This window comes from Amphritea sp. 1_MG-2023 (assembly GCF_030547545.1).
Taxonomy (GTDB): domain Bacteria; phylum Pseudomonadota; class Gammaproteobacteria; order Pseudomonadales; family Balneatricaceae; genus Amphritea.
Map to the genome: position 1 here is coordinate 89,423 of NZ_JAUOQE010000014.1, position 11,673 is coordinate 101,095.

An 11,673-nucleotide genomic window follows, 5' to 3' on the forward strand; every position below is an offset into this window, starting at 1 on the left:
TCCTTATTCAAACAAGCTTAACCAAAAATAGACCAACCGGTGTGCTGTACGAGTTTTTCCAGTGCTGCGGTGCCCAGTTTACTATTACCGACATCATCTAAACCGGGTGACCAGACGGCAATCGATGCCTTGCCCGGTGCGATGGCGAGAATGCCACCGCCCACACCACTTTTACCGGGTAGTCCGACACGGAAAGCAAATTCGCCCGAGCCATCATAGTGTCCGCACATTAACATCAGCGAGTTGATACGGCGAGCGCGTTGAGTCGAAACGACGCGCGTACCCGACACCGGGTTACGACCATTATCCACTAAAAACAGTCCCGCTTTCGCCAGTTGCTGAGTGTTCATGGCGATCGAGCAGTGATGAAAGTAGGTGCCTAAGACGCAATCGACCGGATTATCTAAGCGCCCAAACGATGCCATAAAGTGTGCTAGAGAGGCGTTACGGTCGCCTCGACTTTGTTCTGAACGAGCCACTTTTTCGTCGATACTGATACTATCGTCAGCGGCAATAAAACGGACAAACTGTAAGATCTCTGCCAGCGTTTCTTTCGGCTGATGGCCCATTAAAATGGCATCAGCGATAGCGATCGCGCCGGCATTAATGAAGGGGTTTCGCGGTTTTCCGTGTTCATGTTCTAACTGCACAATCGAGTTAAATGGATCGCCCGAGGGTTCACGTCCAACTCGTGACCACACCGCATCGCCGAGCTTGCCCAATGCAATGGTTAGGGTAAAGGCTTTCGATATACTCTGTATCGAGAATAGTTGTTGACTGTCACCGGCACTAAAGATGCGGCCATCGGCTAGCGCTACGGTGATAGCAAATTGATTGGCATCGATACAGGCTAATTGAGGGATATAGTCCGCGACTTTACCGCGGTCGGCACTCGCGCCAACGGTGGCGACGATCTGATCTAAAATATCTTGCACCACAGCTCTCCTTATCGTCTGCGTGAGCGACCTGTTGGCTTACTGCGCCGATTATTGTTGCTGCGGCCGGGCTTTTTTCGCTGACCGAAATCTTGCTCAAGGCTGGGCTCATAGCCGGGTAGCCATTGCTGCATTAAGTGGCCATCTAGAATCTTATGCACTTCATCGAGTAACCACTTTTCATCCGCACTGAGCAGCGTGATCGCAACACCGTTTTTGCCCGCTCGACCGGTGCGGCCTATGCGGTGAATATAATCTTCCGCATTATGGGGTAGCTCATAATTGATCACATATTTAAGTTGCTGAATATCTAAACCGCGTGACGCGACATCGGTGGCAACCAGTACTCGAATCGAGCCATCTTTAAAGCCTGCCAGCGCTCTTTCACGAGCCCCCTGAGACTTATCACCGTGAATCGCGGCGGTTTTTAAGCCGTCTTTACACATCTCTTTGGCTAGAGTATCGGCACCCTGCTTGGTGCGAGTAAATACCAACACCTGTTGCCAATTGTTTGAGCCAATTAGATAGGAGGTGATCTCCCGTTTACGCTGCTTATCCACTTCATAGGCGATCTGTTCTACCTGACTGGCGGCGGCGTTACGCTGATCAACTTCAATCAGTACGGGCTCAGTGAGTAATTGTTGACTGAGTTTAAATATCGCATCATCGAATGTCGCTGAGAATAGCAGGGTTTGACGGCTATCGGGTACGCTACGAAGAATCCGTTTAATATCATCGATGAAGCCCATATCCAACATGCGATCCGCCTCATCGAGAACCAAGAAAACCAGTTGACTGAGATCGATCGCTTGACGGGATAGTAAATCGATTAAACGACCCGGCGTGGCCACGAGAATATCGACACCTTGGGAGATGGCATCCAACTGTGGGTTAACACTCACGCCGCCATAAGCGGCCACAGTTCGCAGCGGTAGGTGTTTAGCATAATCCTTGAAGCTCTGTGCCACTTGTTGAGCGAGTTCGCGTGTGGGCGTCAATACCAGTGTGCTGACGACGGTGGCCGGTGTTTTCGTTTTGGCTAAAACGTGCAGGATAGGCAAAGCAAAGGCGGCTGTTTTACCTGTGCCCGTTTGTGCGCCCGCCATGAGATCTTGCTGATTTAAAATAGTCGGGATAGCGGCTTGTTGTACTGGAGTGGGTTGGCTATAGCCCTTTTCTTCAATGGCTTGCAGCAGTGAAGGGTGTAAACCAAAAGATGAAAAACTCATAACCTAAACCTTAACATTTGAATAGGCGCGAGTTTATCAGATAAGTACGCTGTTTGCGGCGAAAAGATCACTGAAAAGAGAGCGGGGGCGACGCCTAACCGTTGTCCCCGCCGACGACTATAGCCCGTTGATTAACCACTCGAGCGTGTTTTGCACTTTGTTCACCCACACCTTCGCGCGCTGTCTTTCCATCAAGCCTAGATGAGGAACATCATTATCTTTCAGGTTAGCGGCGGCCCAAAAGCTAAGCCCCAGTTTTTCAATCTTCTGCATGGTCGAGGTATGCAGTGCAGGGATATAAAACTGTGCCACGGGTTTGACGGAGGGATCGAATCCTTGCAGCGGTGCTAATGCTTCGATGTTGCTAAAGTCCGTGCCGCGGCCTTGATTCTTAGCCACAATGACAGAGAGTTGTTGGCTATATTTGCTGAGGAAGTTGTCTAGCAGGTTCACTGAGTCGGGGCCGCTATCAACCGCATACCAGTAGACTAATTTTATATCCATCTCCTGACACATATCGATGACGCCGTTCTCCTCAATCCAGCGGTCGAGAAAACGTTCGCTTTGAGCTGGTAGATCGATCAGGACATTGCAATCATCCTCTAATGCCAGTTCCATAATCTGATCGATGCTTTCAAAGTGATCAAGATTAATGTTTCGGGTGTAGTCGGCGTAATAGCGACTTAACGTCGGGTGAGACTGATCGGCATCCAGTCCGATATAGGGTTGTGATTTATCGAGAAAATACTGTGATAAAAGGCGGGATAATACCGATTTTCCAACGCCGCCTTTTTCACCACCGACAAAATGAATCGTACTCATGAATTTAATATCCGTAATATTCGTTTGTTGTAAATGCTGCAGTATAAAATGCGCTAATGAATAAGGTATTTCAAGCCTATTGTGTTAATCATTGGTCTGAGGAGGTAAATCCGTTTAAACGCACTAAAGCGGGGCGAGTTAGAGACGCAATTAAGTTACGCCAAGAGAACTTTTTGAATGTTTAGATTAAAGCATTCTGATCTATTTAAGAGCCTGACCCTAGCGTTGAATCTTGCTTAGCGGGCAGGAAAGCCTTAAGCGCGCATATAAGACCAACCACCGGCTTGTTGATGAGCAAGGTACTGAACGGCGGCATCCACTAGCTTAACGTCTGCCTGAGCTGAAAGGGCTTGCGCTTGTAAGCTATTACGACAGAGCACCAATCGACTTAAAATATCGTCGTCTGTTAGAGTAACAGCGAGAGCCATCGCTGGGCCATTGACGACTATTTCCACTTGGGCATCCGCTTCTAATTTAAGCAAATTACGGGCGTTGTTTTGCGCTCGCTTTAATGCATCCACTGTCGGTGCGTGGATCAACAATTGAGTCACTGGCATGAGGGTGTCCTTCTCAAAGTTAAAGTGCGTTCGCGATGTCTTGAGCTATTGTTTGTAATGTATCGGTGCCACGTAGTCGTGGACGAGGCAGATCAATGGGTTTTTCTAACACGATGTTCGCCGGTGAACCCGATAGTACAATGACTCGATCGGCTAAATATACCGCTTCTTCAATATCGTGAGTGATAAACATCACCGCTTTACGCGTTTGCTCCCAGATCGACAGTAACTGATCTTGCAAATGGTGACGCGTGATGGCGTCTACCGCACTAAAGGGTTCATCCATTAATAACAGGTGTGGCTTGACCGCCAATGCTCTGGCAATGCCGCCCCGTTGTACTTGGCCGCCCGACAACTGATGTGGCCAACGTTCAGCCAACGCATCAAGGCGAGTCAGTTTTAATACGTCGTCTACTCGGTTGCGTTTCTCTTCGGCGGTCAGTTTCAGGCCGGTCAGCCCGTAAGCCACGTTGCTACGCAGTCGACGCCAAGGCATAAGACGACCATCTTGAAACACAACGCTGCGCGAGCGTCGGGTTTCGTCTTCTTCCACGTTCAGTGAAATAGTGCCTTGACTCGCCGACGTAAGGCCAGCCACACAGCGTAACAGTGTCGATTTACCCACGCCTGAACCACCCACGACCGCTATAAACTCGCCGTCTTCTATTTGAAGATTTAAATTGGAAAACACGGGATCAGGGTTGTCACCGTAGTGATAACTCAGGTCTTCGATCTTTAGGATGGGCGCCATGTTAACACTCGCTTTTCAATCAAACCAAATAGGGTATCGCTCAAGGTGTAAACCAGAGAAATAATCAGCATGTAAACCACAACCACTTCGTAAGCGCCGACGCCAGCGGCTGAATTCATCTCTTGTCCCATGCCAGGCACGCCTAACAATTCAGCAGCGATCAAGGTCATCCACGCTTGTCCAATACCGGTGCGAATACCCGAAAAAATTCCTGTTGCCGCTCCAGGTAAGGTTACTTGAAAGGCTTGACGCAAATGGCCATTTTGACCAAAGGCTCGAGCCAGTTCATAAAAACGAGAATCTACATTGCGTACCGCAGAATAGGTTGCAAAATAGTTTACCCAGAATACGCCTATCGCAATCACGAAGGCGGCTCCCGCATGGCTTACTTTGAACCAAGCGATGGCAAAGACTACCCAGGCTAATGGCGGAATTGGCCGCAGAATTCGCGCGAGCAAAGCATGTAATGCATCTAGCAGCGATGAAGACGCCGCTAATGTACCCACTAAGAAACCAAGAAACGTACCAATCGCCAAGCCCCACGCGTAATGAACTAAACTTGAGAGGACTGCGGGCATTAAACGTTCGGATGTCCACTCATCAGCCAGTGCTTGTGGCAGTTTAAAGGGGTCTGGAATGGTGCCAGCCGCCGCCCAGCCTGCCGCTTGCGCGTATTTCCACAACAGCACAAATGCGGCTAGACCTAACATACCCAGTAAAGCACGCCCCCATCGTGAGCGTGTTAAAGGGTGAGTGTGTGATTCCATGATGTGGCATTACTCCCTAGTGAGTTCGTTATAAAAACGAACATCAAACAGTGCGTTTAGGTCAACGCTTGCTTTAAGTGTGCCTTGACTGGCTTGAAAATCATGCATGGTACGGGTGCCATCTATGATGGCGTTCGGATCTGCTTCGAACTGATCGTGTGAATTCTGCAACGCATTCAAGATAATGTGTTTCGGTAAACGACCACCACCGACGTATTTGCCAACGGCTTTTATCGCTTTTTCTGGGGCATTACGCAGTTCATCGGTGGCTGCGATGTGTGCTTTCACTAGTGCTTTCACCAATTCTGGATGCTCATTGATCAATGATTCACGCACGGCTAATACCGCACCCGGCTGATGAGGGAACATGCCAGAGCCTGAGGCCACGACTTTAGCAGCGGATTTTTTATCACGAATAATGCTAACGACGGGCTCTAAAATAGCTGCGCCATCGACCGCTTCGGTCATCAATGCTTGTTGTACCTGAGCCGCGCCTTGGTAAATGATGTCGATGTTTTGCTTAATCTCATCAGTGCTCATACCGAGTTGTTTTTGCAACCAGTACTGCAACACCGTTTCGGGTACCGAACCTCTAGGGAAGGTAGAAATCACGGCTTTACGGCCTTTATCCGCTTTAAAGCGAGCAAACGCCGTGTTCGCATCACCATTATCAAAGTAAGGAGACAGTTCGCCCAATGCGATCATGCTGATTTGTTCAACAATGTTAGAGGCAACCACTTTAATGTCTGCCCCTTTGGCACGCGCTACCATGGCGGGTCCAATACCAAGATAGGCAACATCTAATTGGCCGGCTAAGAGCGCTTGCACAATGGCGGGTCCATTTTGAAATTGAAACAACTTAGGGTCGCTAACGCCTACCTTTTCCAAGGAATCACCTTCCAAAACAATAAAGGCTTGGGAAATCGGAATAATAGGCATATAGCCAATTTCAAGATTTTTGTCGGTCGCAGTCACTAAACTACTCCAGCCACACAAGAACAAGGTCATCAGGGCCACGAATCGAGACATTAGAGCACTCCACGCAATTAAAATTTGGCTATGAATTATATATAAACTAAATGTATATCAAAGCTAATTTTAAGATCTTTTTGAACTAAACAAATAAGCTGTTTTTTGGCGGAGCAGTCGTTGGGTATTTTTAAAAGAGATAGATTTTGAAGCCCATTTATAAATGACCTGTCGGTCATGCTCTAGAGGAGGATAGCGGTTTAGATGCCAGCAAGATCGCATTGTAAGCGTATTTTTATGTGTTGATTAGACTTGTATATCGTGCAAAAGCGATATATATTTCGCTATATCGGGTTTTAGCGATATAGTGTGTATTTATTGATGCATGCCCGTGGCGCTTAATCTCGATAGTGCAGGGTGATGAACGTGTCATGTCGAAGCGAAAACGCGAGAAAGCGTGTATGAATCGCTCAGTTGATTTCATCTGATGCAGGCAAATTGTAAAAATCACAGGCCGACAATAGTAAGAGGAAGACGATGAGCGCCGCTGAACTCGATGAGATGATCAAAGCGCTGTCACATCCGGTGCGCAGAGAGATTTTACACTGGCTAAAACAACCTGAACTGTTGTTTGCCGATCAGGAGCACCCACTGAGTTTTGGCGTGTGCGCTGGCATGATTGCTCGACAAGCTGGGTTATCTCAGTCAACCGTGTCGGCTCATCTAACAACGTTACAGCGGGCGGGATTTCTCAGCAGTAAAAAACTCGGACAGTGGAATTTCTTTATGCGCAATGAGACGGTGATTCAGCAGTTTATTGCGCGTCTAAATGAACAGCTTTAAAAGCGTGTCGATAGGAGACATTAATGCCTACTCTGTTTGATCCGATCACCTTGGGTGATCTGACCCTTAAAAATCGTATTGTGATGTCGCCGTTAACCCGTTGTCGTGCCGATGCTGGCCGAGTGCCGAACGCATTGATGGCTGAGTATTATGGACAGCGTAGTAGTGCCGGCTTGATTTTGTCGGAAGCAACGTCGGTCACGCCGATGGGCGTGGGTTATCCCGATACACCGGGTATTTGGTCCGATGAGCAAGTACGGGGATGGAAACTGACCACCGATGCCGTCCATCAAGCGGGTGGGCGTATCTTCCTACAGTTGTGGCATGTAGGGCGTATCTCTGATCCGCTGTATCTCGAGGGTGCGTTGCCGCTTGCCCCGAGTGCGGTTAAACCCGCAGGTCATGTCAGCCTCGTGCGACCGGTGAAAGACTATGTTGAGCCTCGAGCGATGACATTAGCTGAGATTGAAGCGGTTATCGAGGATTATCGTCAGGGCGCGATTAATGCCAAAGCCGCTGGTTTTGATGGCGTGCATATTCACGGGGCCAATGGCTATCTGTTGGATCAGTTTCTGCAAGATAAAACTAATCGGCGGGATGATGAATATGGTGGTTCATTAGAAAATCGTGCCCGTTTAATGTTGCAAGTTACCGATGCCTGTATCGAGGTTTGGGGTAAGGATCGGGTTGCCATGCACTTAGCACCGCGAACGGATGCCCATGATATGGGGGATTCAAATCCGCAAGCGACCTTTAGTTATGTGGCTACTGAGTTGGGTAAGCGGGGCATCGCCTTTATTTCAACACGAGAGCATGCGGCGGATGACAGTTTGACGCCGTTGTTGAAAGAACGCTTTGCTGGCCCCGTGATTGCCAATGAGAAATTTACTAAAGCGCTGGCTAATCAATGGTTAGCCGAGGGTAAAGCCGATGCGATTGCCTTTGGTGTGCCTTTTATTGCCAATCCGGACCTGCCCCAGCGGTTGAAGCTCGAGGCGGAACTCAACCCTCCTCGTGCAAACCTATTCTATGCTCAGGGTGCCGAAGGCTATACGGATTATCCCACGCTGCCATAGGGCGTTACAGTACTCAATCATGGTCTGATCACTTAGGCCATGATTGAGTGCGATTTGATCACAGGTTTAACGTCCAAGATTGTGGCAATAGGCGCTTCTTCATAGGCTTTCTCTCGAGACCTTCTTCAGAGACCTTCTTCAGAGACCTTCTTCAGAGATCTTCTCGAGAGGTGAGCTGTTTATTTTTCTGATCTCTTTTATTCCGCCCTAGATTGATAAGCTTAGCTTCCTAAGTATTAACATCTTCGTCAAGCTATCAAATATGTGCCCTCTTCAGGAGTAAACAATACCCTCAATGACTGAAAGGCATGGTTTCATATATCGCGGTTCCACTTTTGTCATCGATTTTCAGAGCCATCATTAATCGTACTCAGGGTAGTCGGTTGGAATATGGGCGTGGCATTTTCAACGTTATATCTGCAGAAGACATTTTAATATGAATATTTTCACCTAATCACATTAAAACCTAACCGATGGCGATACAATCGCTGTTCTGCGGGTAAGCTATTGAGACGAGTAAGCGGTTTAGCATGTATGTTAAGCGCGATATTGGGGTTGGGCGCGATGTTCTGTGTCGAACCTCGAACTTGCCGTTCAAAATTCAACAGAGGTGTATAGGCAATAACATGTTAATGACGTTCGAATGGCTTCAATTGTTGGGGACTACGCCGCTGGAAATAACCGCCACCGTTAGTGCGATTCTTGGCGTGGTGCTGATTGCGAGGCAAAACATGCTGGGCTGGCCGTTGGGTATCCTTTGGGCATCGATTTCGGCCTGGCTGGCGATCACTGAATGGCAGTTGGTGTCCGATGGTATTCTCTATCTCGCTTATATACCGATTCAACTATATTGCTGGCGGGCTTGGATCATCGGTAACAGCGTTTCGTCGGTCGCTTTTATTCCCACATGGTTAAGCCGTCAGCGTCAGTTAGCGTTGCTGGCGGCAGTCGTGCTCTGTATTGTGGCATGGGGACAGGGGATTGCTGCTTTGGCGACACAGGTCAGTTGGATTCCGCAGCCCTCGTTACTCTGGCTGGATGCAATTACCACGGTGTTAAGTTTTTTCGCTCAATTCTTACAGGCGCGTAAACGGATGGAAAACTGGGTTTTCTGGAGCATCGTGAATGTGCTGGGTATCTATATTTATTGGCTCAAAGATGCCCCGATCTATTCTGTGCAATATGCTATTTTTCTGCTGTTGGGATTGTATGGCTGGTTGCAATGGCATCGATCTCTTAAGCAGGCTGCTAGGGTAGTGAATCATTGATGAAGCGTATTGTGTTGACGGGCGCCGAGTCTTCGGGCAAAAGTACCTTAACGGAACAGCTAAGTCAGTGGCTCGATCTGCCTTTTGCTTCGGAGTATGCACGGGTTTATTTGACACAGCACGGCCCCGATTATGATCTTGAAGAGTTAATCCGTTTGAGTGTGCTGCATCAACACTATCAGCAGTTGCAGGTGCCGCCGACGCTGCCGTTGGGGATTTTTGATACTGATCTGATCAATTATAAAATTTGGACTGAAGTGGTGTTTGGTCAATGCCCCAAGCTGATTGCAGATGCGTTGGCAGAGGAAACATCTCATGTTTACCTGCTGTGCAAACCTGATATTCCTTGGGCGGCAGATCCTTTACGTGAACATCCGCGAGCGGATGATCGGCACAGGCTGTTTCAGCGCCATTTAACTGAGATTCAGCGCTTAAATCGCCCTTATGAGATAATTGATGGGATAGGGCATCAACGCTTAATCAATGCGAAGGCTGCGCTTAAGCGTCTGCTTTAGGCATGATTCCCGATGTGAGTCATGTTCCCCCTATGTTTAGGCGCGTTGTTGTACTCTTTTTGTTATGAATCAGTTAGGATTTATCACGTGCTATAAAAGCAGGTAGTATCTACCGAGTTATAGAAGATAATTAATGACCTATACTAGTCCCAGTCCATTGATTCTTAAGCTATTTTTTGTGTGTATTTACTTATTTTCTGGGGCCTGTTCTGCCATGGTGCCAGTGCAGGTCATAGCGGAGAATAGGGTCAAGCTTGAACAGTTTCAGATGGGATATTTTGTCGATAAAAGCGAACAAATGCCGTTTGAAGAGGTTCGTCAGCAAGCGTTTCAAGTGTCATCTAATGGGGTGTCATTAGGCACTGCCTCCAAAACAACTTGGGTGAAAATCGAACTTGAAAATGCGAAGTCGACACCTATCAAGCTCTATCTGCATCATCCATATGCCTATCACAATAGTAAAATCGAACTCTATGAAGTCGTTGATGGCGAGTTAACCCGTGCGCGGCTGCTTGATATGGATGATAAAACGACACAGCAATGGATGTATCGTGGTAGCGCGGTGTTTGATTTCACTTTAGCCGCACAGCAACATAAAACCCTCTTTGTGAAAAGTCTGGCTTTTTCGCATCAGTGGTTTGTGCTGAATTTATATGATGAAGATCATTCCAAAAGAGAGTTATTAGGCCAATATACCGATATCGCCTTACTGGTGGGGATGATCTTAGCGCTAATTGTTTATAACCTACTGCTATTTTTATCATCGCGCCTAAGAGAGCATTTTTTTTATGCCTGTTATCTTATTTCGGGTGGTTTTTGGATCGCACTCTCTTACGGTTTATTGGCGGATCTCTTTAATGTGTATGGCAGTGTGACGCTCAAGTGGCATTTATCGTTAGTCAGTATGCCGATCTTTATCCTGCTATTTATGGTTAATATATTTGAAACCAAGCGAAAATACCCCATTGAGCACGGTGCGCTACTGTCTATTCTTACCTTGCTGATTTTTGAGTTTGTCTATGGCTTATTTGATATCGTTACGGCACTGAAGTATTCCAGCACGTTAGCCGCCATTATGATGGTGGTTAGTCTCAGCGTGACCTGTTCGATGCTAGTGCGTAAACATCCAATCGCCCGGTTCTTTTTATTCGGCCATGGATTATTTATTTTCTTTAGCACTTTGGCGGTGTTTTTTTATAAGGGTAAAGCGGAGTTCAATTATATCAATAGTCACGGCGTGGGTATTGGTATTGTTCTTGAAGCTCTTGTGCTCTCGCTGATTATGGCTTATCGGATTCGCACCTTGGAAAAATTGAAAGCGACCCAGGCCGATCTGCAATTATTAGCCTCCACCGACCCACTGACGCAGCTGTTTAATCGTCGCCATTTCAGTCTGGCGGCAAATCTCTTGTTGGAACAAGCCAAACAAACCGGGCAGCCGGTCTCGATTGCCATGATCGATATCGATCACTTTAAACAGATCAATGATACTTATGGCCATGCATTGGGTGATAAATCAATCAAGCGGGTCGCCGATGTGATTAGAGGGCAGTGCCGTCACGAAGATATATTGGCCCGTTATGGTGGTGAAGAGTTTGTTATTCTCATGCCGGATACGGTGCTGCATGAGGGTTATGTAGTGGCTGAGCGAATTCGACAAGCATTAGAAAAGATGACGATTCAGGTCGATCGCGATCAATCTGTTAGTTGCACCATCAGTGTTGGTCTTGCCGAAGTGGATGCGGACGCACCTGATTTACAAAATACGATCGATCACGCTGATCAAGCGCTTTATAGCGCGAAAAATAACGGTAGGAATCAGTCTCAGTTATATAGCCTAGCTTAGGGAAGGTGCGAATAAGTGCGTTATGTTCTCTGCGGACATTAGAATGGCCAGATACGCGAAAGCCAGTGCAGCGAAATGTCTGGACCTTTTCAAGC

General features: G+C 47.6%; 12 protein-coding genes. 5 read left to right on the plus strand and 7 right to left on the minus strand.

Annotated features, from left to right (window positions below):
- Nucleotides 1-17: 17 nt before the first annotated feature.
- The 7 genes from Q4488_RS09445 to Q4488_RS09475 all read right to left on the minus strand — a co-directional run bounded on the left by Q4488_RS09445 (nt 18) and on the right by Q4488_RS09475 (nt 6,090).
- Nucleotides 18-935 (minus strand): glutaminase, encoded by a 918-nt coding sequence (locus Q4488_RS09445; protein ID WP_303580229.1) that lies wholly within the window; start codon nt 933-935, stop codon nt 18-20.
- A gap of 11 nt (nt 936-946) precedes the next feature.
- The gene (locus tag Q4488_RS09450) at nt 947-2,164 is read right to left on the minus strand and encodes a DEAD/DEAH box helicase (protein WP_303580230.1); all 1,218 of its coding nucleotides are present in this window, start codon (nt 2,162-2,164) and stop codon (nt 947-949) included.
- Nucleotides 2,165-2,281: 117 nt separating this feature from the next.
- Nucleotides 2,282-2,986 (minus strand): mobilization protein MobD, encoded by a 705-nt coding sequence (locus Q4488_RS09455; protein ID WP_303580231.1) that lies wholly within the window; start codon nt 2,984-2,986, stop codon nt 2,282-2,284.
- Nucleotides 2,987-3,240: 254 nt separating this feature from the next.
- On the minus strand, nt 3,241-3,543 hold the full coding sequence (locus Q4488_RS09460) for a hypothetical protein (RefSeq protein ID WP_303580232.1): 303 nt from the start codon (nt 3,541-3,543) through the stop codon (nt 3,241-3,243).
- 19 nt (nt 3,544-3,562) lie between these two features.
- Complete coding sequence (locus Q4488_RS09465; RefSeq protein ID WP_303580233.1) at nt 3,563-4,294, minus strand: ABC transporter ATP-binding protein; 732 nt, start codon at nt 4,292-4,294, stop codon at nt 3,563-3,565.
- On the minus strand, nt 4,279-5,061 hold the full coding sequence (locus Q4488_RS09470; protein WP_303580234.1) for an ABC transporter permease: 783 nt from the start codon (nt 5,059-5,061) through the stop codon (nt 4,279-4,281). The genes Q4488_RS09465 and Q4488_RS09470 overlap by 16 nt, the downstream gene beginning before the upstream one ends.
- A 9-nt stretch (nt 5,062-5,070) precedes the next feature.
- Nucleotides 5,071-6,090, minus strand: coding sequence for an ABC transporter substrate-binding protein (locus Q4488_RS09475; RefSeq protein WP_303580235.1), 1,020 nt, complete (start codon nt 6,088-6,090; stop codon nt 5,071-5,073).
- Between the two features lie 477 nt (nt 6,091-6,567).
- On the opposite strand from Q4488_RS09475, the gene Q4488_RS09480 reads away from it, so the two are divergent.
- From Q4488_RS09480 to Q4488_RS09500, 5 genes are all read left to right on the plus strand, one after another.
- Nucleotides 6,568-6,873, plus strand: a complete 306-nt coding sequence (locus Q4488_RS09480) for a helix-turn-helix transcriptional regulator (RefSeq protein ID WP_303580236.1) — start codon at nt 6,568-6,570, stop codon at nt 6,871-6,873.
- Between the two features lie 23 nt (nt 6,874-6,896).
- Complete coding sequence (locus tag Q4488_RS09485; RefSeq protein ID WP_303580237.1) at nt 6,897-7,949, plus strand: alkene reductase; 1,053 nt, start codon at nt 6,897-6,899, stop codon at nt 7,947-7,949.
- Nucleotides 7,950-8,575: 626 nt separating this feature from the next.
- Nucleotides 8,576-9,217, plus strand: a complete 642-nt coding sequence (gene pnuC / locus Q4488_RS09490; RefSeq protein ID WP_303580238.1) for a nicotinamide riboside transporter PnuC — start codon at nt 8,576-8,578, stop codon at nt 9,215-9,217.
- The gene (locus Q4488_RS09495; RefSeq protein ID WP_303580239.1) at nt 9,217-9,732 is read left to right on the plus strand and encodes an ATP-binding protein; all 516 of its coding nucleotides are present in this window, start codon (nt 9,217-9,219) and stop codon (nt 9,730-9,732) included. Before pnuC ends, Q4488_RS09495 begins: the two co-directional genes overlap by 1 nt.
- Nucleotides 9,733-9,865: 133 nt before the next feature.
- The gene (locus tag Q4488_RS09500) at nt 9,866-11,578 is read left to right on the plus strand and encodes a diguanylate cyclase (protein ID WP_303580240.1); all 1,713 of its coding nucleotides are present in this window, start codon (nt 9,866-9,868) and stop codon (nt 11,576-11,578) included.
- The last annotated feature ends 95 nt before the right edge of the window (nt 11,579-11,673 follow it).